Annotated in this window: 21 protein-coding genes and 1 pseudogene; 13 read left to right on the top strand and 9 right to left on the bottom strand. The window is 67.1% G+C overall.

The features are described from left to right. Positions 1-53: 53 nt before the first annotated feature. Together JOF57_RS24225 and JOF57_RS24220 are read left to right on the top strand one after the other, a co-directional pair. Positions 54-1,292: an MFS transporter gene (locus tag JOF57_RS24225; protein ID WP_209923691.1), complete on the top strand. Its 1,239-nt coding sequence runs from the start codon at positions 54-56 to the stop codon at positions 1,290-1,292. 142 nt (positions 1,293-1,434) lie between these two features. Then, positions 1,435-2,412, top strand: coding sequence for a L,D-transpeptidase (locus JOF57_RS24220; protein WP_209921074.1), 978 nt, complete (start codon positions 1,435-1,437; stop codon positions 2,410-2,412). Between the two features lie 57 nt (positions 2,413-2,469). On the opposite strand, the gene JOF57_RS24215 is transcribed toward JOF57_RS24220, so the two are convergent. Further along, the gene (locus tag JOF57_RS24215; RefSeq protein WP_209921073.1) at positions 2,470-4,458 is read right to left on the bottom strand and encodes a M13 family metallopeptidase; all 1,989 of its coding nucleotides are present in this window, start codon (positions 4,456-4,458) and stop codon (positions 2,470-2,472) included. Between the two features lie 62 nt (positions 4,459-4,520). Here JOF57_RS24215 and JOF57_RS24210 point away from each other — a divergent pair, with 62 nt between their 5' ends. The 3 genes from JOF57_RS24210 to JOF57_RS24200 are packed head-to-tail and all read left to right on the top strand — an operon-like array spanning position 4,521 to position 6,394. Next, a complete protein-coding gene (locus JOF57_RS24210; RefSeq protein WP_209921070.1) occupies positions 4,521-5,066 on the top strand; it encodes a dihydrofolate reductase family protein in 546 nt (181 codons plus the stop codon). A gap of 24 nt (positions 5,067-5,090) precedes the next feature. After that, positions 5,091-5,708, top strand: a complete 618-nt coding sequence (locus JOF57_RS24205; RefSeq protein WP_209921067.1) for a hypothetical protein — start codon at positions 5,091-5,093, stop codon at positions 5,706-5,708. Beyond that, positions 5,705-6,394: a hypothetical protein gene (locus JOF57_RS24200; RefSeq protein ID WP_209921064.1), complete on the top strand. Its 690-nt coding sequence runs from the start codon at positions 5,705-5,707 to the stop codon at positions 6,392-6,394. The genes JOF57_RS24205 and JOF57_RS24200 overlap by 4 nt, the downstream gene beginning before the upstream one ends. A gap of 19 nt (positions 6,395-6,413) precedes the next feature. Here JOF57_RS24200 and JOF57_RS24195 read toward each other — a convergent pair. Continuing rightward, positions 6,414-6,848: pseudogene (locus tag JOF57_RS24195) on the bottom strand (hypothetical protein); the annotation flags it as partial. A 440-nt stretch (positions 6,849-7,288) separates the two neighbouring features. After that, the gene (locus tag JOF57_RS24190; RefSeq protein ID WP_209921061.1) at positions 7,289-10,147 is read right to left on the bottom strand and encodes an MMPL family transporter; all 2,859 of its coding nucleotides are present in this window, start codon (positions 10,145-10,147) and stop codon (positions 7,289-7,291) included. Between the two features lie 279 nt (positions 10,148-10,426). Here JOF57_RS24190 and JOF57_RS24185 point away from each other — a divergent pair, with 279 nt between their 5' ends. From JOF57_RS24185 to JOF57_RS24170, 4 genes are all read left to right on the top strand, one after another. After that, entirely contained in the window at positions 10,427-10,873 is a 447-nt protein-coding gene (locus JOF57_RS24185) for a hemophore (RefSeq protein ID WP_209921058.1), read from the top strand. A gap of 169 nt (positions 10,874-11,042) precedes the next feature. Further along, the gene (locus JOF57_RS24180) at positions 11,043-11,426 is read left to right on the top strand and encodes a heme-binding protein (RefSeq protein ID WP_209921055.1); all 384 of its coding nucleotides are present in this window, start codon (positions 11,043-11,045) and stop codon (positions 11,424-11,426) included. 76 nt (positions 11,427-11,502) lie between these two features. After that, on the top strand, positions 11,503-12,171 hold the full coding sequence (locus JOF57_RS24175; protein ID WP_209923690.1) for a response regulator transcription factor: 669 nt from the start codon (positions 11,503-11,505) through the stop codon (positions 12,169-12,171). Between the two features lie 26 nt (positions 12,172-12,197). Continuing rightward, complete coding sequence (locus tag JOF57_RS24170) at positions 12,198-13,544, top strand: HAMP domain-containing sensor histidine kinase (RefSeq protein ID WP_209921053.1); 1,347 nt, start codon at positions 12,198-12,200, stop codon at positions 13,542-13,544. On the opposite strand, the gene JOF57_RS24165 is transcribed toward JOF57_RS24170, so the two are convergent. Genes JOF57_RS24165 through JOF57_RS24155 form a run of 3 tightly spaced genes read right to left on the bottom strand, consistent with a single transcriptional unit; the run spans position 13,532 to position 16,222 of the window. Next, positions 13,532-13,897, bottom strand: a complete 366-nt coding sequence (locus JOF57_RS24165) for a DUF3054 domain-containing protein (RefSeq protein WP_209921050.1) — start codon at positions 13,895-13,897, stop codon at positions 13,532-13,534. The two genes, JOF57_RS24170 and JOF57_RS24165, sit on opposite strands and share 13 nt — an antisense overlap. Continuing rightward, positions 13,884-15,086 (bottom strand): M23 family metallopeptidase, encoded by a 1,203-nt coding sequence (locus tag JOF57_RS24160; RefSeq protein ID WP_209921046.1) that lies wholly within the window; start codon positions 15,084-15,086, stop codon positions 13,884-13,886. Before JOF57_RS24160 ends, JOF57_RS24165 begins: the two co-directional genes overlap by 14 nt. 8 nt (positions 15,087-15,094) lie before the next feature. After that, complete coding sequence (locus tag JOF57_RS24155) at positions 15,095-16,222, bottom strand: lysylphosphatidylglycerol synthase transmembrane domain-containing protein (protein WP_209921042.1); 1,128 nt, start codon at positions 16,220-16,222, stop codon at positions 15,095-15,097. 71 nt (positions 16,223-16,293) lie between these two features. On the opposite strand from JOF57_RS24155, the gene JOF57_RS24150 reads away from it, so the two are divergent. After that, entirely contained in the window at positions 16,294-17,439 is a 1,146-nt protein-coding gene (locus JOF57_RS24150) for an AI-2E family transporter (protein ID WP_209921039.1), read from the top strand. Between the two features lie 7 nt (positions 17,440-17,446). Here JOF57_RS24150 and JOF57_RS24145 read toward each other — a convergent pair whose 3' ends face one another. The 3 genes from JOF57_RS24145 to trmB form a co-directional block, all read right to left on the bottom strand. Further along, positions 17,447-20,449, bottom strand: a complete 3,003-nt coding sequence (locus JOF57_RS24145) for a trehalose monomycolate exporter MmpL3 (protein WP_307870093.1) — start codon at positions 20,447-20,449, stop codon at positions 17,447-17,449. 62 nt (positions 20,450-20,511) lie between these two features. Beyond that, positions 20,512-21,225 carry an NYN domain-containing protein gene (locus JOF57_RS24140; protein ID WP_209921036.1) on the bottom strand — a complete coding sequence of 238 codons (714 nt, stop codon included), beginning with the start codon at positions 21,223-21,225 and terminating at the stop codon, positions 20,512-20,514. Further along, the gene (gene trmB / locus JOF57_RS24135) at positions 21,222-22,019 is read right to left on the bottom strand and encodes a tRNA (guanosine(46)-N7)-methyltransferase TrmB (protein ID WP_209923686.1); all 798 of its coding nucleotides are present in this window, start codon (positions 22,017-22,019) and stop codon (positions 21,222-21,224) included. Before trmB ends, JOF57_RS24140 begins: the two co-directional genes overlap by 4 nt. 209 nt (positions 22,020-22,228) lie before the next feature. Here trmB and JOF57_RS24130 point away from each other — a divergent pair, with 209 nt between their 5' ends. The 3 genes from JOF57_RS24130 to JOF57_RS24120 all read left to right on the top strand — a co-directional run bounded on the left by JOF57_RS24130 (position 22,229) and on the right by JOF57_RS24120 (position 26,602). Then, positions 22,229-23,146, top strand: coding sequence for a P-loop NTPase family protein (locus JOF57_RS24130; RefSeq protein ID WP_209923688.1), 918 nt, complete (start codon positions 22,229-22,231; stop codon positions 23,144-23,146). Further along, entirely contained in the window at positions 23,143-24,618 is a 1,476-nt protein-coding gene (locus JOF57_RS24125) for a hypothetical protein (protein WP_209921033.1), read from the top strand. The genes JOF57_RS24130 and JOF57_RS24125 overlap by 4 nt, the downstream gene beginning before the upstream one ends. Before the next feature lie 157 nt (positions 24,619-24,775). After that, positions 24,776-26,602 (top strand): phosphoenolpyruvate carboxykinase (GTP), encoded by a 1,827-nt coding sequence (locus JOF57_RS24120; protein WP_209921028.1) that lies wholly within the window; start codon positions 24,776-24,778, stop codon positions 26,600-26,602. Positions 26,603-26,645: the final 43 nt, after the last annotated feature.

The raw sequence follows: 26,645 nt of genomic DNA, 5'->3' as shown, positions 1-26,645 counted from the left end.
CCGGTTCGGCAACCACGCACGGCCACGTGGGCGAGCTACCGTGGCATTCCAGCATGATCTTCAGCGTCACCGGCGAATCGCTGCCCGCCCACGTCAGCCCGTGGACACCGCGCGTGGCCGCGCAACTCGCCGTCCTCGCGGCGGCGGCGTTCATCTATGTCACCGCCGAGATGCTCCCCGTTGGTGCACTGCCGGCGATCGCCACCGATCTTCAGGTCAGTGCGGGCCTGGTCGCCACGCTGATGGCCGGCTACGCCCTGGTCGCTGCGCTCACCACGGTCTCGTTGGTCCGGCTGACGGCACGCTGGCCGCGACGCCGGACCCTGGTCGCGACCCTGGTGTGCCTGACCATCTCGCAGGTGATCTCGGCGCTGGCACCCAACTTCGCGGTGCTGGCCGGTGGGCGGGTGCTGTGCGCACTGGCCCATGGGCTGATGTGGTCGGTGATCGCCCCGATTGGCGCGCGGCTGGTCCCGGCCAGCCACGCCGGCCGCGCCACCGCAGCCGTCTATGTCGGCACCGGCCTGGCCCTGGTGGTGGGCAACCCGCTTGCCGCGGCGATGAGTGAAATGTGGGGCTGGCGTTCCGCGGTGGCGGTGATCGCCGTGACCGCGGCCGTGGTGGCCCTGGCCGCCTGGACGATTCTTCCGCCGCTCGCATCCACGTCCAACGCCACACGGGCGCCGCGCAGCCACCGGCGCAACCGTCGGCTGCTCACCCTGTCGATACTCACGCTGATCGGTGTCACCGGGCATTTCATCGCCTTCACCTTCATCGTGGTGATCATCCGAGACGTGGTCGGGATACACGGCCCGCACCTGGCCTGGCTGTTGGCCGGATTCGGGATCGCCGGCCTGGCCGGGATGGCGGCCATGGCCCGGCCCCTCGACCTATGGCCCAAGGCGTCGGTGCTGAGCTGTCTGGCCGTGCTGGCCGCCGCACTGCTGACGCTGTCGGTCCTCGCCCTCGAATCGTGGTCCGGGCCGGCCGTGGTGGCGCTCGGCGCGGGGGCGGTGGTGGTCTGGGGCGCGGCGTCCACGGCGTTGCCGCCGATGCTGCAGGCGTCGGCGATGCGCACCTCCCCGGACGACCCCGACGGGGCTTCGGGTCGGTACGTCGCGGCGTTCCAGGTGGGCATCATGGGCGGTGCGCTGATCGGTGGCGGCCTCTACGACCACGGCGGCGCAGCCCCGACCGTTGGCGCCGCGGCAGCCCTGATCTTGGTCGCGATGAGTGGCGTCATGTTGTCTCGCGGCGTATTCACAGTTTCCTGCGCGGCCTGCGAGAAGTAACACAACCAAACTCACAGTCGATAAACATCGCAGTTCAGCGCCGTGGCACCGGCTGCTGCCGCGGAATGACGGCTTCTCGCGGCGGTAGCTGGTCGCCACGCTGTGAGACACTTGAGCAAGTTGTGCTGTCTGGAGGTTACCTATGCCGATATCGGCAAAACGTCGACTGATCACTGCTTTCATGGCCGCGGGGCTCGCGGGTGGAATGGTGTTCAGCCCATCCGCCTATGCAGATCCCGAGGTGCCGCCGGCACCCGTCGACCCTGCTGTCCCGGCGCCCGTGGCGGATCCGTTCGCGCCGCCCGGTGTCGCCGCGGCACCCGCGCCGATCATCAACTACGGCTCCCCGACCGTGCCGTTCGAGGGCACCGCGCCCGGGCAGAGCTCCACGCCGTTCACCGGTGAGGCGCCGTTCCTGCCGCCGTCGTTCAACCCGGTCAACGGCTCCATGGTGGGTGTCGCCAAACCGATCTACATCAACTTCCAGCGGCCGATCGCCGACCGGCAGATGGCCCAGGACGCCATCCGGATCACCTCCAACCCGCCGGTGGCCGGCCGTTTCTACTGGGTCACCGAAACCCAGCTGCGCTGGCGGCCTCAGGACTTCTGGCCGTCGAACACCGTGGTGGACATCGACGCGGCGGGCACCAAGTCCAGCTTCCGGGTTGGTGACTACCTGGTGGCCACCATCGACGACAAGAGCAAGAAGATGGAGGTCATGCGCAACGGGAAGTTGGAGAAGACCTTCCCGGTGTCGATGGGCAAGCCCGACGGCAAGCATGAGACCAAGAACGGCACCTATTACGTGCTGGAGAAGTTCGCCGACATCGTCATGGACTCGTCGACCTACGGTGTGCCGGTCGACTCCAAAGAGGGCTACAAGCTCAAGGTGAAGGACGCCGTCCGGATCGACAACAGCGGCATCTTCGTGCACAGTGCGCCGTGGTCGGTGGCCTCACAGGGCAACAGCAACGTGAGCCACGGTTGCATCAACCTGAGCCCCGAGAATGCCAAGTGGTTCTACGACAACTTCGGCAGCGGTGACCCGGTGGTGATCAAGAACACCGGTGGTGGCTGGTACAACACGCCTGACGGTGCGTCCGACTGGCAGATGTTCTAGCAACGAGACATACAACAAAACCCCCGCGGGTCACCGCGGGGGTTTTGTTGTATCCGGCTAGTTCCAGATACGCACGCGCTGAGCCGGTTCCAGGTACAGCTCGTCGGAATCGACCACCTCGAACGCCTCGTAGAACGAGTCGATATTGCGGATGACGCCGTTGCAGCGGAACTCCGGCGGTGAGTGGGGGTCCACCGCCAGACGCCGGATCGCCTCGGCGTCACGCGATTTGGTCCGCCACACCTGCGCCCAGCCGAAGTAGACGCGCTGCACACCGGTCAGCCCGTCGATCACCGGCGCCTCCTGGCCCTTCAGCGAGAGTTGATAGGCCAGCAGGGCGATGGACAGCCCGCCGAGGTCACCGATGTTCTCGCCGACCGTGAACGCGCCGTTCACATGGTGTGAGGCATCGAGGCCGCGTGGGCTGAACTGTTCGTACTGGTCGATCAAAGCCTTTGTACGGACCCCGAATTCAGCGCGGTCGGCATCGGTCCACCAGTCCACCAGATTGCCGTCGCCGTCGTACTTGGCGCCCTGATCGTCGAAACCGTGGCCGATCTCGTGCCCGATCACCGCGCCGATACCGCCGTAGTTGGCCGCATCGTCGGCCTGGGCATCGAAAAACGGTGGCTGCAGAATCGCTGCGGGAAAGACGATTTCGTTCATCCCCGGGTTGTAGTAGGCGTTCACCGTCTGCGGCGTCATGAACCATTCGTCGCGGTCCACCGGCCCGCCCAGCTTGGCCAGCTCACGGTCGGAGTTCACCACATGGCCACGGCGGTAGTTGCCGTACAGGTCGTCACGCTCGACGGCCAGCGCCGAATAGTCCCGCCAGTGGGCCGGATAGCCGATCTTGGGGGTGAACTTGTCCAGCTTGACCAGTGCCTTGGCCCTGGTCTCCGGCGTCATCCAGGCCAGCTCGTTGATGCTGACCCGGTACGCCTCGCGCAGGTTGGCCACCAGCTCGTCCATCCGGGCCTTGGCCTCGGGCGGAAAATACTGCGCTACGTAGAGCTTGCCCAGGGCATCGCCCATCAGACCCTCGACCAGGGAGACGCCGCGCTTCCAGCGATCGCGGTTCTGTTCGGTGCCGCTGAGGGTGCGGCCGTAGAAGTCGAAGTTCTCGGCCACCAGCTCGTCGGTCAGCAGGCCGGCGCGCGAATGGATGAGGCGCCAGCGGGTCCAGGCCTTCCAGTCCTCCAGGTCCGCACTCGCCCACAGCGCGGCGAACGCCGTCACGTAGTCGGGCTGCCGAAGCACCAGCTCGGAGACCTTCTCGGGCGTGGTGCCCAGGGCACCGAGCCAGCCGGTCCAGTCGAAGCCGGGGGCGTCGCCGGAGAGGTCGGTGAACTTGCGCAGGTTGTAGGTCAGGTCGGCGTCGCGGCGCTTGACCACATCCCAGTGCGCGGCGGCCAGCTTGGATTCCAGTGCCACGATCCGGGCCGCGGTCTCGGTCTGGGCCTCCGCGGTGTCTGCGCCGTAGACCAACGTGAACATCCGGGCGATGTGGCCGGGGTAGGCAGCCAGGATCTCGGCGTGCTGCTCATCGCGGTAGTAGGACTCGTCGGGCAGTCCGAGGCCGGACTGGCTCATGTGCAGCAGATAACGCGTCGAATCCTTGGAATCGGTGTCCACGTACACACCGGCCCCACCGGATACCCCGCTGCGCTCCAGCCCGCCCAGCACCGCGGCGAGCGCGTCGCTGTCGGCGGCGCCGTCGATCAGGGCGAGCTCGGCCAGCAGCGGCGCCAGGCCGCGCGCGGCGATGGTCTGCTCGTCCATGAAGCTGGCGTACAGATCACCGATGCGCTGCTCGTCGGTGCCTGCCGCGGCGGCGGCCGAGGAAGCCTGGGTGATCAGATCGCGGATCTGTTCCTCGGCACGGTCGTGCAGCAGCCGGAAGGCGCCATCGGTGGCGCGGTCGGCCGGAATCTCGTAGTCGGTCAGCCAACGGCCGTTGACGTGGCCGAACAGATCGTCTTGCGGGCGGGCCTGCGGGTCGACATAGCTCAGATCGATACCCGACTTGATCGCTTCTACCGTCACCCCGACATTCTTCCAGAAGGCCGCGGGTGCTCAGTTTTTGTGCGCCCGGAAGTCTACCCGCCATGCCCAATATATTTCTGTCGGTACAGGTCAGCCTTGACGGCTACGTTGCAGGTCCAGATGGTGATCTGAGCTGGACCGATGTTGCCGACGCCGAGGTTGACGAGTTGATGGCCGAACAACTGCGTGACATCGACGCGATGATTTTCGGTCACACGGCCTACCGCCTGGTGGGTCCGTACTGGCAGGACGGGCCGACCGTGCGGGCCGTCGATCGCGAGCACACCCGCCTGATGAACAGCCTGCCGAAACTGGTGCTGTCGCGTGGTGAACCGGACCTGTTCTGGGGGCCGGCGCAGCGCCTCGGCGCCGACCTGCCCGCCGAGGTGGCCCGGCTCAAGAAAGGGGAGGGTGATGTCGCGGTGTTCGCCGGTGCCCAGGCCGCCCAGGCGTTCCTGCCGTTTGTCGACGAGATCCGACTGGTGATCTACCCGGTGGTCCTCGGTGGTGGCCTGCGGTTGTTCAGTGCGCCGTTGGGCCGGCTGTCCCTGTCCGGGACGAGAACCTTTCCCGCGTCGGGCGTGGTGCAACTGCGTTACGTACGGTGAAACACCGCCCGGTACCCTCACGCCATGCCCGAGGCGCCGAGCAAGGACCACAAGGACAGCAAGGACGGCACAGTCGATCATTCCGGCGGTGCGATCACCGGCTTCGGCTTCGCATCGGCGGTGGCGGGACTCATCGCGGTCGTCGCGGTGGTCCTGGCCGTCATGGTGTGGTCCGGCCACCGCAGCGAGTCCGACGAGCGCACCTACCAGACCCGGGTCCTGCGGACCGCGGCCGACTGGACCAGTGTCCTGATCAACATCAACAAGGACTCCGTCGAGGCCGGTATGCAGAAGCTCCGCGAGGGCACCGTCGGACAGCTCAATTCCGACTTCGACGCCGCCGTGCAGCCCTACCGCGACCTGGTGCAGCGGCTGCAGGCCCGCACCACCGGCCAGATCGACTCGGTGGCCATCGAATCGCTGTACCACCCGCCGCCGGGCCCTGATGGTCGCCCGGTGCCCGCGCCCAAGAAGGAGTTGGCCGGCATGGTGTCGCGGACCGACACTGTGCTCGTGGTGGCGACCTCGGTCAGCGAGAACGCAGGCACGGACAAGCCCCAGACCGTGCGCTGGACCCTGCGTCTGGATGTCTCCGACGTCGACGGCACCCTGATGGTTTCGCGATTGGAGCCGATTCGATGAGAAACCGGTTGCGTGTCCTGGCTTTCGACATCGCCGCCCCGCTGGCGGCCATCGCGGCGCTGCTGTACATCGGGCTGGCGCTGTCCTGGCCGCTGTGGTGGGTCTCGCTGTGCTCGGTGCTGTGCCTGCTGATCGTGCAGGGCGTCATCGTCAACATCACGCTGGCCCGTCGCGACGGCGTGACATTGGGCACCGACGACGATGCCCCCGGACTGCGGCTCGCTGTCGCCGGCGTGGCCGCCGCGGCCGTGGTGGCGGCGGTGACTGTGGGTTACCTGCGCTGGACCGTGCCCGACCACACCTTCAACAACGACCGCGACGAGGTGGTGCGCATCGCCAGCAGCGTCTCGGAGGCCACCGCCACGTTCACCCCGCAGAGCCCGACCAGCTCGATCGACCGCGCGACGGCCATGATGTCGCCGGCTCAGGCTCAGCAATTCAAGAACGAATTCGCCAATGTGGCAAAAGAATTGGCAAGCAAGAACGTATCGGCCACGGCGGCCACCATCTCGGCCGGCGTGGAGGCGCTGGGTCCGCAGGTGGCCAGTGTGGCCGTGGTCCTGCGCGGAACTCAGAGTGCGCCGGGCAAACCCACCGACAATGCGGTCATGGCGCTACGGGTTGCCCTGAGCAAGACCGACGGGCGTTGGCTCGTCGACAATGTGACCCCGTTGCATTCGCGCTGACGGGCGCCGACGATCGGGGCTATTTCGCCGAACGCTGCGCGGACAGCTTGGCGAAGCGGTCCGAGAGACGCTGCATACGCAGCAGGAGCGAGGCCGGCGGGCTGATGGCGCCTTCCAGGTAATCGGCGAAGGACTCGTTGGACACCCCGATGCGCGAGGCGAACTCGGGCGCCTGCAGCTCGGAACGGCGCAGCATCGCCTGGATCTGGTGGGCCACCTCGGCGCGTTCGGTGGCTTCGAGGTGCTCACGGGTGCGCACCAGGACTTCTGACAGCGCCTTGGACACCCCGTACGGCCGGGCGGTCTGCAGCACCTCTTCGACCTGTCGGGAGGTCCGGCCGTAAGGGTCACGCTTGATGGCGGCGACGATGCGCTGCCAGACCGCCATGTCGTCGGTCTCCAGGGCAGCACGGATCGCCGCGGTCGGCCAGTACTCGACCGGCCGCTCGTCGAAGGTGGGGGGTTGACGCTGCGGCGGCGCGGCCTGGCCCTGACGCGGTTGTCGTGGCTGTGCCGGCTGCTTCGAGCGCTGTACCGGTGTGCGTGGTGTTTGCGTTCCCTGCCCCTGTGTGCGCTGTCCCTTGGTGTCCTGCCCAGAAGCACGTTGCTCCTGTGTCCGTTGTACCTGGTTGGGCGCGTTCTGGGAGCGTTGTGCCGAACTGCGCTGCCCGGACGTGCGTGACGCCGTGTCGCGCGGTGTCGTCGTGCGCTGAGGCGCCGCGGGTCGTTGGGCGTTGGTCCGTTGGGCAGTAGTTCGTGGAGTCGATGAGCGCTGCCCGGAGGTGCGCTGGGCTTGAGGCGCCTGGGGACGCCGAGTGGACGGTTGAGCCGGCTGAATCTCGTCACGACGCGCAGTCCGCGCATCCCTCGGTTCCCGGACGTCGGGGGCCAACGTCACTTCGCCTCCTCCAGCATCGCTACCGCAACTGACAGGCAGCGCTGCCTGACCTTCTCCCATTCGGCAGCTGCATCCGGGTCCGACATCGCGAGCTCGCGTTCATCGGACGGCTGCGGGTCGGCCAGCTGCCGCACCAGCTGCGTGGCCACCCATCTGCTCGTCGGGTTCTGCCCACAGTAATACCGGTCCATGCCCGACAACACCAGGGCTGCGGTCTCAGTTTCCATCGACTCGACAAGTTCAGCAAACTCTTCAAAGTCTTTGGTGCTGTTGCGGCACATGACCAGATAACTTTTCAGCCGCAGCGTTTCGGCGCCGGTCGGGATCTGCAACCGATCACCGGTGGGCAGTTGCACATTGGTGGTCTCGACCGGGCCGAGCCGTTCCATCGGAGCCCGCTGCGCCTCGGCCTCGGCCTCCAGCGCGTCCACGGCTACCGAGAGCCTGCCCCGCCACATCGTCACCGGATGCACGCCGGGGCAGCGTTTCGGACCGCCCGGGCGCCGCGCCGCCAGCCACGCAGACGGTTTGCCGCAGCCGCTGAACGCCAGCGGATCGGTGACGGTGATCGTTTGTGGAGCAAGATTTTTCATTCGAGCGGCGGTCCGCACCATCATGCGCAGGTCTGATCCGCTCGGACCCAGCGCCGAGATGTCGTCGGGGATGATCACCAGATCGGTGACCTCGACCTTGGGCAAAGGCTTCTCGAAGTCCACCTGGGGCAACAGCCGGTCCAGCCACTGCGGCAGCCACCAGTTCCATTCGTCGAACACGGCCATCAGGGCGGGCACGAGGATCAGCCGGACGACGGTCGCGTCGACCGCGATGGCCACCGCGCAGGCCACACCGAGCTGGGCCACCAGGGGCATGCCGGCAAAAGCGAACCCGATGAACACCGCGATCATGATCAGCGCGGCACTGGTGATGGTGCGCGCGCTGGTGCTGACGCCGTAGGCAACCGCGTCACGGGTGTTGTTGGTCTGCAGGAACCGTTCCCGAATCCGGGTGAGCAAAAAGATCTCGTAGTCCATCGACAGACCGAAGGTCATCGCGAGGACCAAGGGAGGCACGGTGCTGTCGAGCGAGCTGATCTTCTCGAAGCCCAGTTCCTCGAACCAGCCCCATTGGAAGACGACCACCAGGCTGCCGTAGGCCGCGGCCACCGACAGCACCGTCATCACCACGCCCTTGAGCGCCAGCAGTACCGACCGGATCGACACCAACAGCATCACGAAGGCGATCAGCGCGACGAACAGGAACACCAGCGGCTGGGTGCTGGAGACCCGATCGTCGAAGTCCTTGATCAAGGCGGTCGGGCCGCCGACGTCGACTCGTGCGTTCGACCCGGCGGCCACGGGCAGGTGGTCCCGCATCCAGTCGATGGCCTCGCGGGCGGCCAGGTCTTCCGGGTCCACCGACAGCACGGCAGACAGCAGCGCGCTGGAGTCGTTGTCGGCGAACACGGGCGGTTGCACGTTCACCACGTGGGGGGTCCTGGCCATCTCCTGGCGAACCGCGTCGATGGTGGCAGTGCCCTTGGGGCCGGATGCGTTGCCTCCCGGGAACGTCACGAGCACCCGCACCGGACCCAGCGCGCCGGGGCCCAACGCGTCGGCGGCGGCGTTGACGCCGCCGCGGATCTCGTGGGTGGGCTCGAACTGGCGCTGCATGCTGTTGCCCAGCACCATGCCGAACGCCGGTGCCGCCAGGATCAACAACAGGATGGCCGCGCTTGCGGCAGAGGCCCACGGACGGCGCATGACCGCGCCGGTCCACCGGGTCCAGAACCGTGACTGGCTCGCCTCGGCGCGGCGCGACCAGTGCAGGTAGGACGATCGCTTGGCGGCGGCGTTGCCGAACGTCGCCAGCACCGCCGGGGTCAGCGTGATGGAAGTCAGTACCGCGACGGCAACCGCCAGGATCGCGCCGGTGGCCATCGACACCAGAACCGGGGTGTTGATGAGGTAGATGCCGGTGACCGAGGCGATCACCGTGAGTCCCGACAACGTCACGGCCAGGCCGGAGGTGGCCATGGCGGCGTCGACCGCATCGGTCGGATCGCGGCCGGCCCGCAACTCCTCGCGGTACCGCATCAGGATGAACAGGGAATAGTCGATGGCCAGGGCGATACCGAACATCGACACCGTCGACGTGGCGAACACGCTCATCTGCGTGTACATGGACAGCAGATAGACCAGACCCATGGTCACCACGACGGTGCAGACGCCGAGCACCAGCGGCAGCGCCGCCGCGGCCAGCGAGCCGAACACCGCCAGCAGCACGATCAACACAATCGGCAGGTTCCACTTCTCGGCCGCGGCTACGTCGTGCTTGGTGGCCTGGGTAGCGGCCGCACCGAGGGCGCCCTGCCCGATGACATAGAACTTGACCTTGCCGTTCTCGCTCTCACCCGGGTCTTCGCCGTGTATCCCGACCTTCTGGCGCAGCTGCTTGGCCACGTCCACCGCGCCGGTGTTGTTGAAGTCCAACTGCAAGGTGATGACGTACGGCCGGTCGGGCTGCGGGGCGCGCTGTTGCGGATTCGGCACGATTTTGACGCTGGGCACCTGACCCGCGACCTTCTCCAACCACGCCACCGCCGAGTTCATGTCCTCGAACGAGGCGTCGGCGCGGGGAGCCGCGATCAGGGCGAGTGGAGACGCGCCCTGATTCGGAAAATTCTCCTCGAGCTGTCGCTGGACGTGGAGCGACTGCGAACCTTCGACATCGAAACCGCCGCCGGTCAGATTGGACGACTGGTTGATCGCGAGGTAGATCGAGGGCACCAGAAGCAACAACCAAGTCGCGAAAACCGCCCAGCGGAATCTGCGCAGATAGCTGCTCAAGCGCATCATGAACTGCTGGATGCGAGGTCCCCGCTTTCTCCCCCCGACGTGGCTGGGCGTGTCCTGGCTTGTGTCAGCGAGAGCGTACCTCCACCGGTGTAGTGTGGCCCGTCCTCTTCCGGTTCTGAGATCGCCCTGAGACTTTCACAGGGATATCCACAGCTGACATCCGTAGTGTTACGTGACCGCCGCCGACAGATCGGCTAACGGATGGGCGCTGTCGCGCGACATAGCTGAGGACGACCCCGGCTGACGTGTGCGCCGGGGCCCACGCTGAAGGAGTTCTCCATGCAACCGACCAACGGTGGATTGCGCCGCCCGCTGGCCGCCGCGCTCGCGGCGCTCGCGACCGGCGGTGTGACAGTGGCCGTGCTCATTGTCCCGTCCGCCACGGCTGCGACCGATCCGTGTGCGGCCAGTGAGGTCGCCCGCACAGCGGGCGGCGTGGCGACCAACATCGGCAACTACCTGGACACCCATCCGAAGACCAACCTGGCCCTGACCACGATCAGCCAGCAGCAGGGTGGAACCCAGTCGATCGCGGCCCTCAAGACCTACTTCGACGCCAACCCTCAGGCCGCCAAGGACATCCAGCAGCTGCAGCAGCCCCTGACCGTCCTTGGGACGCGCTGCAAGCTGCCAGTCACCCTGCCGCAACTGATGGGGCTGGTGCAGGGTGCCCAGACTCCGGTCTCCGGCCCACTTCCGGGTCCCGCGACGGCCGCGGTGCGTTAGGCCCGCCGCCGTCGCGTCGGGGTGGTGCGACCGCTGAACTGCGGGTTCACCACGCGGCGCGGCGGTTTTACGCACAAGACAGGCAAGTCGTCACGGATTCTGCTTAGCTTTCTTCAGCCGATAACCGATTTGGGGTACGGCCTTCCACATCCGATGAAGGAGCTTGACCATGTTGCTCTCGGCCCGAAACGCGCGGCGCGTGGTAGCTGGCGTGGCCGGCGCCGGCGCGGTAGCCGGTGCGATGTTGCTCGGCGCCATCCCGTCGGCGCTTGCCGACGACCCGGCGGCCAACCCCCCCAACTGCAGCGCAGCCGATCTGGCCGGCGTGGCTTCGGGCGTTTCGGCATCGACCTCGGCGTACCTGTTCACCCATCCCGATGTGAACTACTTCTTCACCAGCCTGGAAGGCCTGCCGCGTGACGAGGTCAAGACCAAGGTGCACGACTACCTGGAAGCTAACCCGCAGACCAAGGCCGAGCTCTCCGGTATCCGCCAGCCGCTGGTAGACCTGAAGAACCGCTGCGGCGAAGCTCCGGCTCCTTCCATCCCGTAACCGAGTGCGGGTGGAAGCTACCCCCGCCAGCGGCGAAGGACACGTGACACCCGAGAGTGTGAACCGCACGGTGCTGATGGTCGACGACGACCCGGATGTGCGTACGTCAGTTGCCCGTGGGCTGCGGCATTCGGGGTTCGACGTCCGGGTCGCGGCGTCCGGCAAGGAGGCACTGCGCCTGTTGTCGAACGAGTCGCACGATGCGCTCGTTCTCGACGTCCAGATGCCGGAACTCGACGGCGTCGCGGTGGTCACCGCTCTGCGGGCATTGGGCAACGAGATCCCCATCTGTGTGTTGTCGGCGCGTGACACCGTCAACGACCGCATCGCTGGGCTGGAAGCCGGCGCGGACGACTACCTGACGAAACCGTTCGACCTCGGCGAGCTTGTGGCACGCCTCAACGCATTGTTGCGCCGGGCCAGCCACGGCGATCGTCCGTCGGACGTCATGACGGTCGGGGCGTTGACCATCGACACCGCCCGCCGGTTGGTGTTCGTCGGCGGCGACCGGGTCGACCTGACCAAGCGGGAATTCGACCTGCTGGCGGTGTTGGCCGAGAACGCCGGTGTGGTGTTGTCCCGGCAACGGCTCCTCGAGCTGGTCTGGGGATACGACTTCGACGTCGATACCAACGTGGCTGACGTCTTCATCTCGTATCTGCGACGCAAGCTCGAGTCACCCGATGTACCCCGGGTGATCCATACCGTCCGGGGGATCGGGTACGTCTTGCGGGAAGATGTGTGATGGATTCCGTGAGGAACAAACGCTAGGTGCGGGCTTTCGGCTTCATCCGTTCCGCGTCGTTGCGCACCAGGGTCGCGGTGGCTTCGGCGCTGGCCGCCGCGGCCGTGGTCGCGGTGTTCACCATCCTGACCTCGGTGGTGTTGGCGAACAACGACTCTGCGCAGTTGGATCGCCGGCTCGATTCGATCGTCGATGCCAGCATCAACCCCGAGCATCTGCAGGATCCGACACGCGGCGTCTTGACCACCGGTCGGTCACGTTCGACGGGGCAGGTGGTGTTCCAGAGGGGATTCCAGTTGCCGGTGCTGCCGCCGGGCACCGAGACCGTCGAGGTCAACGGCGTCGACTACCGGGTGCGCACCGTCAACATGGACCAGCACGGCGGCGTGCTGATATCCATCGGTATCCGCACCGACGGTATCTTGTTGACTCCCAACAGGATTCCGCAGTACATCGTGGTCGGTGTGGCGACGGTGTTGGTGGCAGGCGGTCTGGGCTGGCTGTTGGCGGGGCCGGCCATCCGGCCGCTGCGCAAGCTCACCGAGCACACCTCGAAACTGGACAGCGGTACCGACACGATGCCGAAGGTGCGCGGTGTGCGGGAGGCCGAGGAGCTGTCGGAGGCGATGGAAGGGATGCTCACCCGCCTGGCTGCCGCGCAGCGCGCCACCACCAATTCCCTTCAGGCTGCCCAGGATTTCGCCGCCAATGCCGCACACGAACTGCGCACCCCGCTCACCGCGATGCGCGCCGATCTGGACACCCTGCGGATCCACAACCTGCCGGAATCCGAACGTGACGAGGTGGTCGCCGACCTGTCCCGGGCGCAGCGCCGGGTGGAGGCGATCATCACCGCATTGGGGCAGCTCGCATCGGGAGAACTGGCTCAGGCCGAGGACCGCGAACTGATCGACGTCGCCGATCTGCTCGACCGGGTGGTCCGGGAGAACACCCGGGTCCGCGAGCACGTCGGCATCGAAGCGCATGTGGCCGACGACGTCGGTCCGGTACTGGGCTGGCCGGGTGGGCTGCGCATCGCCGTGGACAATTTGGTGCGCAACGCCATCGTCCACGGCGGGGCCACCCGGATCGTGGTGACCGCCCACCGCAGCGGCGAGTTTCTCGTCATCACCGTCGATGACAACGGGCGTGGACTGCCGGTCGAGGAGCACCAGACCGTGCTGGGCCGGTTCCGTCGCGGCAGCACCGCGATGGCGGGCGGCTCCGGACTCGGCCTGGCTTTGGTGGCGCAGCAGGCCCAGTTGCACGGCGGCGAGATCACGTTGTCCGACGGGCCACTCGGCGGTCTGCGGGCCACCCTGACGCTGGCCGAGTCGGCCTCGTCGACCGAGGATGCGGCTCAGGCAGATTGACGGCGCTGTACCGCTGCCAGCACAGCGCGCCAGCCCAACAGCAGCACCGCGGTCGACACCGTGGCGACCACGATGAAGGCGCCCGCCGTTCCCGCCGAGGTCAGTTTCCGCAGCACCATGCCGACCACCACGGTGCTGATCCACACCACGATCCCGGTGGGCGCCAACGACGTCGGCCGCTGCCAGCCGCGGGACAGCAGCCAGCCCACCACCGTTCCGGTCAGGAAAGGCCACGCGGTCTCGGCGACCCCGGCCAGGGACAGCGCCTCTGCGTGGCTGCGTCGCCCCATCGTGCTGAAGGCCACCACGCAGATCAGGTCGGCCAGGAAAGCTACGCCGCTAGCCCGTCGCATATGTCATCACATCCAATACCAGTGGGCTGACGTCGGTCTGGTCGCGCTCGGCGAAGCCCGGTTGCCGTGCGGCCGGCCTGCCGTCGAACAGCGAATCGGCGGCGGCCAGCGAGGTCAGCCGCGAATCGAGCCGGAACGATTTGAAGGTAAATGGTAAACCATTGGACGCCAACGGATCCGGGCCGTCCATCACGTGGAAGTGCAGATGCGGTGCATCGGAGTTGCCGGAGTTCCCCAGGGCGCCGATGACCTGTCCGGTGCTGAGTGTGTCCCCGGGCTTGACCTTGAGGCTGTTCGGTCGCAGGTGCGCGTAGAAGGCGTAGTTGCCGTCACCGATGTCCTGCACGATGTGGTTGCCGCCGAACTGCGGCAGGTTCAGGCCGTTCGGCGTGACACCGGGAACCTGCTCGTTCAGTCCGTCGAGCACCGCCACGACGGGCCCGTCGGCCACCGCGTGGATCTCCGAGCCGAAATACGGGTAGCTCGCGACCTTGGCCCGATCGCCCGCGAATATCCGGCCGTCGGCGCCGAGCTGTACATAGTCGATCGCGAATCGTTCTGCTGCCCAAAGCTTTCCGTTGATCGGGTTGAGTGCCATCCGGTGCGGTGTCATATCGCAGCAACTGTTGGCGTCGACCCAGTTGTCGCCGGTCAGGGGCGGGGAGATGGACACCGGCTTACGGGTCTGGACAGACACCGGCGCCACGGACTCGGTCAGGGTCGGCGGGACGAGCGGCGGCATCGGCTTGGCCACGGTGATCCCGAGCTCGTGGGTGAGTTCTCCTGGCACCTGCGTAGGCTCGTCGGCGATCACGTCCAGCCACACATAGGCGCTCTGTCCCGGGCCGATCACGTTGGTTCCGACAGCGGAATTACCCACGACCCTGGTCCAGTACTTGAGGCTGTCCCCGGACAGGGTGAGCAACTTGCGGTCACCGGCCACGGTGCTCAGCGAGTTGAGGGTGACGACGGACGGTGAGGTGTTGGTGAGCATCAACTCGTACGCCAGGTGGGTGCGGCCATCGGTGGCCGCCACCGGAACCGGTTCGGCCAGAACCGATCCCACCACCGGCGTGACGACCGGCGGCGGAGCCGTGGTGGTGGTCGTGGACTCCGACTGCGGAGTCTGCGCCGACGAACAGCCCGCCAAGATCAGGGCGAGTACTGCCATGGGATATCGGATTCGCATGGATTCTCCTAGCGCTCGGATTCGGGAGGGGCTTCGACCCCTGGTTGGATTGCCGGCCCGCCGGCCCCTGGTTGGATTGCCGGCCCGCCGGCGTCGAGATCGATGTCCTTCTCCGTGCGGAACATGAAGAAGAACACCACCCACCCGATCGCCGAGATGAAGATCCAGCTCACCAGCCGGTAGATGAGCATCGCCGAGATGGCCGAGGCCAGCGTCATTCCCGAGGAGACCAGCCCGGGCACCAACACCGCCTCCACCACCAGCAGACCGCCCGGCATCAGCGGGATCGCCCCCACCGCCCTGGCCGCAGCGTAGGCGACGGTGACCCCGGCCAGCGACGGATGACCGCCTGCGGCATAGCAGGCGAAGGCCAGGCAGGCCACGTCGGCGACCCAGTTGAACATCGACCAGCTGAACGCCGCCCCCAGGTCCCGGCGGCCCAGACTCACCGACTCCAGCTGCTGCAAGATCTCGCGCCATTTGGCCAGCCCAGCATCGGAGGGCTTGCCGCGCAACGAGTTCACCCAGGACAGCACCCTGGCTCCGATGCCGTCGATCAATTCCGGTCTGGTGGCCACGGCCTGGGCCAGCAGGATGATCGCCAGGAACGCACCGACCGAGAAGATCAGCGACAGTGGGTTCTTGCTGGCGCCGAGCATGAGCGCTCCGCCGAGACCGAGCAGTGCCAGGCCCACGACCTGCAGCACACCGGACATCACCAGCTGCCATGAGGCCACCAGCGGTGAGGCACCCCAGATGCGTTGTTGGCGGTACACGAACGTCGCCGAGAGCACCGGGCCGCCGGGCATGGTCGTCGACAGCGCGTTGCCTGCGTAGAACGCGGCCTCCGAACGCCACTGCTTGACAGGCACTCCCGCCGAGCGCAGCAGCGTCCGTTGAATCTGGGCGAAGCTGTGCATCGAGGCCATGGCGGCGCCCACCGCCGCCAGCACCCACCATCCGTTCGCGGTCAGCAGGCTGCGCCATGCCTTCGCGAGCTGATCCCAGACCAGGGCCAGCTCGACCGCGAGCACGATGACGGCGAGTGCGATGACGACCCAACGCACCCACCAGTACTTGCCGCGCGCGGAGCCGGCTCGGCACCGGGTTGTGTCGGCCGGCGCGTCCTGTGACACGCCCTACAGGGTAACCGTGCAGGTCGTGTCGAGATCGCCGCTTGCTGGGCGCGCCGCATTAGGCTACCGAAATGGCACTGGATCCTGTTGCTGATGAGGCCGTCACACCGTTCGTCCGCAAGGTCGCGGCCTGGTCTTGGCGCCTGCTGATCATCCTGGCCGCCGTTGTGGCCCTGCTCTGGCTGATCAAACACCTCGAGGTGATCGTGGTGCCGATCGCGCTGGCGACGATGGTCGCCGCATTGCTGCTGCCGGCCGTCGACCTCATGGATCGCCGCGGCGCGCCGCGCGGGGCCGCCGTGGCCCTGGTGTTGCTCGCCAGTTTCGCGGTGGTGGGTGGAATCCTGAGCTTCGTCATCTCCCAATTCATCGAGGGTGCACCGCAACTCGTCGAGCAGGTGACCCGAAGCATCGATGGGCTGCGCAACTGGTTGATCAACGGCCCGCTGCAGCTGAGCAAGGAGCAGATCGACCAGGCCGGCAACACCGCGATCGAGGCGCTGCAACGCAACCAGGAGAAGCTCACCACCGGGGCGTTGTCCACCGCGGGGACCCTCACCGAGCTGCTCACCGGCGCGTTGTTGGTGCTGTTCACGCTGATCTTCCTGCTGCAGGGCGGGCGCAGCATCTTCGCGTTCGTCACCAAGGTGTTCCCGACGCAGGTCCGCGAACGGGTCCAGGACGCCGGGCGCGCCGGGTTCCACTCGCTGGGCGGCTACATGCGAGCGACGTTCCTGGTCGCCCTCGTCGATGCGCTCGGCATCGGTACCGGCCTGGCGATCATGGGCATCCCGCTGGCGCTGCCACTGGCCTCGCTGGTGTTCATGGGCGCCTTCATCCCCCTGGTCGGTGCGGTGGTCGCCGGATTCCTGGCGGTGGTGGTGGCACTGCTGGCCAAGGGGTTCGTCTACGCGCTGATCACGCTCGGCCTGATCATCGCCGTGCAGCAGCTGGAAGGCCATGTGCTGCAACCGCTGGTGATGGGACGCGCGGTGTCGATCCACCCGCTGGCGGTCGTGCTGGCCATCGCAGGCGGCGGCGTGTTGGCGGGCATCGTCGGCGCCCTGCTCGCGGTGCCCACCGTGGCATTCATCAACAGCGCGACCCGCGTCCTACTGGCGGAGGACCCGGACGCCGAGGAGGTTCGACAGCAGGACGCGGAGGGCGTGCTCATCGAAGCCGCCTCCGACGACCTGCCGCCGGAAGTTGGACGCTAACCCGCGATCAGAGCCGGCCTTCGCGACGCAGCAGATCCTGCGCGCTCATCCCGCCGCCGCGACGCGGAGGATCGTCGTCATTGGGGTCGAACTTCTGGGTCGAAGGATCCTGATCACGTTGGCGTGACGGCGGATTCGGGTTGGGACCCGGGCCCGGTCGCTGCGCGTTGAACGCTGTTGTCGGCGCACCCTCACCACTGGCGGGCGGACGGTGCTGCTGCTGTTGCGGCATCGCCCGGGTGGCGTCGGCCGACGGCCGCGGTGTCGGAGCTGGGGGCGGAGGCGGGGGCGGGGGCGGAGTGCCGTTGGCCGGGCCGCCGCGCAACGCACCGAGCCACGACTCGATCTCACGTTCTTCCCGCTGCGGGGGTCCCGCGGGAGCCCCGCCGGGACGCGCGTTCGACTGCGGGCTGCGCTCCGTGCCGGCGTTGGTGTTGCCGGTGGCGGTATTGACCGTGTTGACCGCCGTGTTCACCGCGTTGCGCACGGCATTGCGGGCCATGGCGAACCGCGTGGTGGCCGGTTCCTGCTCGGGCCGCTGCTGCGGTGGCTTCTGCGGCGGGGTGAGCCGCGCTGTGCCCGCTGCTGAGGGGGCGTTGGCCCGTGGCATCAGGGGGCGCATGGGCTCGGGGCCAGGATGCGTCGGATCGTGTGGCCGAGGTGCCGGCAGGGCGCCGACGCCGGCCAGCGCGCGGGGATCCTCGCCGGACTCCTGCGTCATCGGACGCTTGCGCTCGTCGGGCAGTTCGGTCTCACCGAGGCCGAGCTTCTCCTGAACGCGCTTCATCCAGCGCGGCGCCCACCAGCAATCGTCGCCGAGCATCTTCATGATGGCGGGCACCAGGAACATCCGGATGACCGTGGCGTCCAGCAGCAGGGCGATGAGCAGGCCGAACGCCAGATACTTCATCATCACCAGGTCGGAGAACGCGAACGCGCCCACCACCACAGCCAGCACCAGCGCGGCGCCGGTGATCAGTCGGCCGGTGGTCGCGGTGCCGATCCGGATGGACTCGGCGGTAGACATCCCGCGGGCGCGGGCCTCCACCATGCGGGACACCAGGAAGACCTCGTAGTCGGTGGACAGACCCCAGATCACCGCGATGATCAAGCCGATCATCGGCGCCATCAGGGGTTGTGGGGTGTAGTTCAGCAGCCCGGCCCCGTGGCCGTCCTCGACGAACATCCAGGTCAAGATGCCCATCGTCGAGCCGAGTGTGAGCGCGCTCATCAGCGCAGCCTTGATCGGCAGCACGATCGAGCCGAACGCCAGGAACATCAGCACGGTGGTGGTGAGTACCAGGATCACCACCAGGAGCGGCAGATTGTCGAGCAGACTCTGGATGCTGTCCTGCGCCAGCGCGGTGGTGCCACCCACGAACAGCGAGGTGCCGTGCGGCGGGGACAGGTCGCGCAGTGCGTGGATCTTCGCGGGTGCCTCGGCGCTGTTGACCAGACCGTTCTGGATGACCCGAACCGAAGGATCCTTGGTCCCGCCCTCCTGGACCGACCGTTCCTGCCACATCGTCGACGGATCATTGGTGCCGATGAAGCCGGACACGGTCTGCGCCTTGGCGCGCAGGTCGTCGAGTTGCTGATCGGTCACCGGGTCGCCGCTGTCATTGCGGATCACGAGGGTCAGCGGTTCGGTACGGAAGCTGGGGAACAGCTCGTCGAAATTCTGCTGGGCCAAGCGCACGGAGTTATCCGGCGGCAGGTATTTCTCGCTGTACCCGCCGAGTGCGAGCTGACCCAATGGGATGACCAGCAGCGTCATGACGATCAGGATGGGTGCGGCGAAGGCGATGGGCCGCTTCATCACCACATTGACCAGCCGGCCCCAGAAACCCTTCTCGACCTCTTCGCGGGTCATGGTCTTCTGGGTCTTCTCGGCGAACCAATCGATGATCTTGCGCGAGAACGGCCAGTTGGCCAGGAACGGGATCTTCAGCAGGGTGCGCACACCGAGCGCATCGACGTTCGGTCCGAGGATGCCCAGCACTGCCGGCAGCACCGTGATCGACAGGAATGCCGCGAGCAGGACCGACGCGATGATCGCGTAGGTGATCGATTTCAGGAATCCGAGCGGGATCAGCAACAGCGGCAGAGAGGAGGCGACGATGATCACCGCGGAGAACGCCACGGTTCGGCCGGAGGTCATCACCGACCGCCGCACTGCGGCCTCGACGTCATACCCCTCGGCGAGTTCCTCGCGGAACCGGCTCACCATGAACAGGCCGTAGTCGATCGCGATACCGAAGCCCATCATCGTCACGACGGGTTGAGCGAAGAAGTGGACGGGCATGAACTCTGCGGTGAACCGCAAAATGCCCAGCGCGCCGCCGATGGTCAGACCGCCGATGATGGCGGGCAGCGCCGCGGCGACCGCACCGCCGAACACGAAGAACAACACCACGGCGACCAGCGGAACGATCGCGAGTTCGGCGCGCTTCTGATCGGTGGCGATGGTGCCGGTGAGCTCGCTGGCGATCGGGTTGAGGCCGGCGAGTTGGATGTTGCCGTCGTTGATCGCCCGCATGGCGGGTTCCGCGGCCTGGTAGTTCTTCAGGATGGTGTCATCGTCATCGCCCTTGAGCGGGATGCTGACGAAGGTGTTCCGCAGATCGTCGGTCTTCATCTGCTGGACGGTTTCCAGGTCGCTGTCCGGGGCGCGCAACCAGCCGACCCAGCTGACCACCTGATCCGGATTGTCTTTGACCAGCTCGTCGAGTTCGCCGGAGACCTTCTTCTGCCACGCCTTGTCGGTGATCTTCTTGTCATCCGGCGGGGTGAGGATTGCCACGACATGGCTGGTTCGGTCGCGGCCGTAGACCTCGTCGCCCATCAACGAGGCCTTGACCGACTGGCTGCCCTCGTCGAAGAAACCACTCTGAGTGACGTGCTCTCCGAGGCTGGCGCCGAAGATGCCACCACCTAGGCACAGCGCCACCAGGACACCGATGACGATGTACCTGAACTGGTACACCGTTCGACCCCACCAGGCGAACACTTGGGCTCCTAACGCTTTTTTAAAACTCTGTGGTGACCCGCGCGAACGCGGGTCTTCAGTTGTTACACACGCGAGGTCAGTAGCGCCGACAGCGGCCGGAACGGCTGCAGCCAGGCTCCCTGCTCGGGTAGCGAGTCCAGGCCGATCCGTGGCAGCGGTTCCCGGAACACACCGGGAATGTCCTCCAGATCGACAAACTCCAAGGTATCCGACGCTAGCGCCCAGCTCGCATGTTCGCGAAATCCGAGTACCTGCACCGGAGTGCCCTCACGGGCTATTTCTTCCAGCGGTTGCCGGAACGCCTGTCCGTCGGCCGAGGCGACCAGGACAGCTGCCAGGCCTTCACTGCGACGCAGGGCGATGTGATCGAGCATGTCGCTGTCGACATCGCTGTCGTCGTCGATCTTCGGCTTGGCGAAGACGGCGAAACCCACGTTACGCAAAGCTTCCACCCACGGGCGCACCACATCGGCGCTACCTGGGGCGATGTTGGTGAACACGGTGGCCTCGGGCTCCAGCGAGCGGCCGGTGTCGTCTCCGGCGGACTCGCCGGATTCGGTGGCCAGCTCCGCGGTGTATCCCAACAACCAGCGGCCCAGCGCATCGAAGCGGGGACGGTGCGCGGCGGTCGGGCGGCCGCCCAGGATCGCGCCCAGCCCCATGTCCAGATTCGGGGCATCCCACACGAGGAGCACCCGGCGTGCGGGGGCGGTGGTCGTGTCGGTGGGGGCCTCTGCCTGCGCAGTCCCGTTCTGCATGTCTTCGGTCACACTCATGGCAATTTCTCCCACACCAACTCGGTGACGTCGGGGCCGGCCAGGGCCTTGCGCTCGTACTTGGTGACCGGACGCTCGACCGAGATGGGCAGTACCCCGCTCGGATCGACCCGGCGCAGTCGCGGCTCGGCGTCACCCACCTCAGCGATGTGCTCGGCGTATCCGCCGTGGTCGGTGGCCGCATGCAGGATTCCGCCGGGACGCAACCGGTCGGCGATCAGCGCCACCGTGGCGGGCTGCAGCAGACGGCGCTTGTGGTGGCGGGCCTTGGGCCAGGGATCCGGGAAGTACACCCGGACGCCGGTCAGGGTCTGCGGGGCGAACATGTGCTCCAGCACATCGACCCCGTCCCCCCGGACCATGCGGATATTGGTGACCGGGGATGAGGTCTGAGCCGAGCGGTCGATCGCGCTGAGCAGCTGGGCCAGGCCCTTGCGGTAGACCTCGACCGCGATCACGTCGAAGTCCGGCTCGACCTGAGCCATCGCCAGCGTGGACGTACCGGTGCCGGAGCCGATCTCCAGGATCAGCGGGGCCGAGCGGCCGAACCAGGCCGTGGTGTCGAGGTCGGTGACCGGTTGCGAATCCTCGTCGCGGGCCTGCATGCCGAGTTCGGGCCACAGCCGGTCCCAGGTTTGTTGCTGGGCGGGCGACAGCGTCGACCGCCGGGTGCGGAAGCTGGTCACGCGCGGAAAACGGTGTGGTTGAGCGGGCGGCACGTCAGCCGCCTCATCTGCCGACGCCGGCCCACCGACATCGGACCTGGACGGGTGCATCCGTCCATGGTCTCTTATCTCCGGCGTTGTGCCCGCATCGTGGTAGAGATTGATACCCAACAGATGCCTCCGATGGCCGGGGCTTAAACATCTGTTCGCGAGTCCGTCCGGGCCGTGTCACGATTTTTCGTGAGGCACCGGGGTTGCGCCCGTCACCACGCAGGGAAGGCCGCCAGATTTTCGCAGACGAGCTCACACGCCTTGCCGACCGTGACGGCGATGCGCGGTTGGCGGAGATCAGCGCGCGCGTTTCGGCTCCGCTGACTGTCGGTGTGCGGGGGCGCCGCGGGGTCGGTGTGAGCGCGGTGGAAGGCGCGGTTGCCGGCTCAGGTCTGGGGATCGCCGACGCCGGCGACGTGACGGTGGTCGTGATCGCCGAGGTACTCAAACCCGAGGATCAGGCTGTGCTGGCCGAGCTGAGCCAGGCGGGTAGGCCGACGATCGTCGTCCTCAACAAGGCGGATCTGGCCGGGTCTGGGCCAGGAGGTCCGGTCGCGACCGCCCATCTGCGGGCCAACCGTCTGCAGCAGTTGGCCGGGGTACCGGTGGTGCCGATGGTCGCGCTGTTGAGCCGGGCGGTTCTTTCCGAGCGTCTGGTCGACGCACTCCGCGTGTTGGCTGCTGAGCCCGCCGACCTGACCTCGGCGGATGCGTTTCTGGCGGGGCCGCACCGGGTGCCGCGTGCCGTGCGCGCCGAGCTGCTGCAACGTCTCGACCGGTTCGGGATCGCGCACACCACGTTGGCGTTGAGCCGGGGTGCGGCTGCCGGCAGCTTGCCCGGGCTGTTGCGCCGGCTCAGTGAAATCGACCGAGTGGTGGCGGCCGTCGACACCGCGGCCGCATCGGTCCGGTATCGACGGGTGCGGTGGGCGCTGGCTGAGCTGCGCGCAGTCGGCGGCCCGGTGGTGGGACGCTTTCTGGCCGCCGACGAGACGGTCATCGCGGTGATGGCCGCGGCCGTCGAGGTGGTGCAGGCCGCGGGGCTGACGGTGGATCCCGGAGCTGACCGTGATGCCCATCTGTGCCGGGCCCGCCATTGGCGGCGTTACCGTGACGGTCCGGTGAGCGCCTTGCACCGCAGTTGTGGTGACGACATCATGCGAGGGTCACTGAGACTGTTGGGTGCGGCGGGTAAGGGGCGATGACCGAGGTGGATACGGCCTGGGATGAGGCCGTGGCGGATGCGGTGGCGGCGGCTGACGCCGTGGTGGCGGCGGTCGATCCCGGCCTGAACTCGCCGGGCGTGGAGGTTCGCAACGTGGTCCTGGTGGCCGGCCCGTGGTTGGCCGGATCGACGAGTGTCATGGCGGCGTTGCGGGAACTGATGCCGCAGACCACGTTCGTCGAATCCACCGAACTGGTGGCCGGTGAGGCGCCGGCGGCCGTGGTGTTCGTGGCGTCGGCGGCTGCTCCGATCACTGAATCCGATTGCGCCCTGGTCGATTTGGCTTCGCGGTACACCGATCTGGTGGTGGGTGTGGTGTCCAAGATCGATGCGTACCGCGACTGGCGCGAGGTGCGCGACGCCGACGCAGAGATCCTCAGTGCGCGCGACGCGCGTTACGAGCGGATGCCCTGGGTGGGGGTGTCGGCTGCGCCCGATCTGGGTGAACCGCAGCTCGATGAACTCGTCGAACTGCTGGCCGGCCAGTTGGCTGATCCCGATATTGCGCGCCGGAACAGGCTGCGCGCCTGGGAAACTCGCCTGGAAGCGGTGATCGGCAGGTATGAGGCCGACGGGTCCGGGGCTGACCGTCAGGCGCGGGTGGATGTGTTGCGGGAGCGTCGCGCCGAGGTGGCCAGGGCCCGCAGGCTGACCCGCACCGAGCGCAGCATCGGGTTGCGCAGTCAAATGCAGCAGGCCCGGGTTCAACTCGGCTATTTCGCCCGCAACCGGTGTAATTCGGTGCGCACCGAACTGCAGGAGGATGTCGCCGGCATCAGCCGTCGCCGGATTGCGACGTTCGAGGAGTACGCCCGTCAGCGCGCCGGTGAGGTCGTCGGCGAGGTCGACGAGGGCGTGACCGCACACCTGCGCGGCGTCGCGACAGAACTCGAGCTGCCCGTGCCTGCGCCGTCGGTGGCTGGGGCGGTACCCGATCTGCCGGCTCCGCCGCTCAAATCCCGCACGCCCGAAACCCGGCTCATGCTGGTCCTGGGTGCGGGCTTCGGACTGGGTGTCGCGGTCGCGGTCAGCCGCCTGCTGGTCGGTGCGGCGCCGCGCCTGGCTGTGGCCGGTCTTGTGGTCGGTGCCGTGGTGGGTCTGCTGCTGGCGGTCTGGGTGGTCGGGACCCGCGGGCTGTTGCACGACCGGGCGGTGCTGGACCGCTGGGTCGGCGAGATCACCACGACCCTGCGTTCGGCCGTGGAGGAGCTCGTCGCGAGGCGGGTGCTCGCGGCCGAAACCGCACTCACCACCGAACTGGCGGCCCGAGAGGAGACCGAGACCGCCGCGGCGGGCGAGAAGACCGCCGCGATGGATGCCGAACTGCGTGAACATGCCATCGCGACCGCCCGGGCGGCCGCTCAACGGGACCGTCGGATCCCGCCGTTACAGCGGGCGCTGGACGCGGTCCGGGCGGATTTGTACGGCAACAGCGAAGCTACTGGCGAGTAACCAGCTGATAACGTTGATCTGAATCGTTCCTGTGAGTGATCGGACATACCACTGGTTCACAGTGGGCATGTCACCCGCGTTAACCTCTACACAAGGGGTAGCCGTTACCGCGGCGTGACGCGGCTTTGGGTTACACGAACCTACGCAGGAGAATTTGATGACCTCAGCGACCATTCCGGGTCTGGACACCGCACCGACGAAACACCAGGGACTGCTGACCTGGGTCCAGGAGGTCGCCGAGCTGACTCAGCCTGACCGGGTGGTTTTCGCCGACGGGTCTGCCGAGGAGTACGACCGGCTCGCCGCCCACCTGGTCGAGGCTGGCACCTTCCAGAAGCTGAACGAGGAGAAGCAGCCGAACTCCTACCTGGCGCTCTCGGACCCCTCGGATGTCGCCCGAGTGGAATCACGCACTTTCATCTGCTCCGAGCGCGAGATCGACGCCGGCCCCACCAACAATTGGATGGAGCCCGCCAAGATGCGCGGGATCATGACCGACCTGTACCGCGGCTCGATGCGTGGCCGCACCATGTACGTGGTGCCGTTCTGCATGGGCCCGCTGGACGCCGAGGATCCCAAGCTCGGTGTGGAGATCACCGACTCCGAGTACGTCGTGGTCTCCATGCGCACCATGACCCGGATGGGCCAGGCCGCGCTGGACAAGATGGGTGACGACGGCTTCTTCGTCAAGGCGCTGCACTCGATCGGCGCACCGCTTGAGCCCGGTCAGGAAGACGTGCCGTGGCCGTGCAACGACACGAAGTACATCACCCACTTCCCGGAGACCCGCGAGATCATGAGCTACGGCTCGGGTTACGGCGGCAACGCGCTGTTGGGCAAGAAGTGCTACTCGCTGCGTATCGCCTCGGCGATGGCCCACGACGAGGGCTGGCTCGCCGAGCACATGCTGATCGTCAAGCTGATCTCCCCGGAGAACAAGGCCTACTTCGTCGCCGCGGCGTTCCCGTCGGCCTGCGGCAAGACCAACCTCGCGATGCTGCAGCCCACCATCCCGGGCTGGCGCGCCGAGACCGTCGGTGACGACATCGCCTGGATGCGGTTCGGCAAGGACGGCCGCCTCTACGCCGTCAACCCCGAGTTCGGCTTCTTCGGCGTCGCGCCCGGCACCAACTGGGATTCCAACCCGAACGCGATGAAGACCATCGCCGCGGGCAACACCGTCTTCACCAACGTCGCCAAGACCGACGACAACGACGTGTGGTGGGAAGGCCTGGAGGGCGAGCCCGACCATCTGATCGACTGGAAGGGTCAGGACTGGAACCTGCGCGAGGCGGAAACCAAGGCGGCGCACCCGAACTCGCGCTACTGCACGCCGATCGCCCAGTGCCCGACGCTGGCTCCGGAGTGGAATGACCCGCAGGGAGTGCCGATCTCGGCGATCCTGTTCGGCGGTCGTCGCAAGACCACGGTGCCGCTGGTGACCCAGGCTCGCGACTGGCAGCACGGCGTCTTCATCGGCGCCACCCTCGGCTCCGAGCAGACCGCCGCCGCCGAGGGCAAGGTCGGCACCGTGCGCCGCGACCCGATGGCCATGCTGCCGTTCCTCGGCTACAACGTCGGTGACTACTTCCAGCACTGGATGGACATCGGCAAGAACGCCGACGAGTCGAAGCTGCCTGCGGTGTTCTTCGTCAACTGGTTCCGCCGCGGCGACGACGGCCGCTTCCTGTGGCCGGGCTTCGGAGAGAACAGCCGCGTGCTGAAGTGGGCCATCGAGCGCATCGAGCACAAGGCCGACGGCAAGAGCACCCCGATCGGCATCGTGCCGACGGCAGCCGACCTGGATCTGTCCGGGCTCGACGTGGATCCCGCCGACGTGGACGAGGCTCTGGCCGTCAGCACCGAGGAGTGGAAGGCCGAGCTCCCGCTGATCGAGGAATGGTTCGAGTTCGTCGGCGAGAAGCTGCCCACCGGGATCAAGGACGAGTTCGACACCCTCAAGCACCGCCTGTCCGAGTCCTAATTTCCAGCATTACGCGCACCCTCGTGATTTCACGAGGGTGCGC

Source organism: Mycolicibacterium lutetiense (assembly GCF_017876775.1).
Lineage (GTDB): Bacteria > Actinomycetota > Actinomycetes > Mycobacteriales > Mycobacteriaceae > Mycobacterium > Mycobacterium lutetiense.
This window is presented reverse-complemented; position numbering and strand designations above follow the sequence as displayed.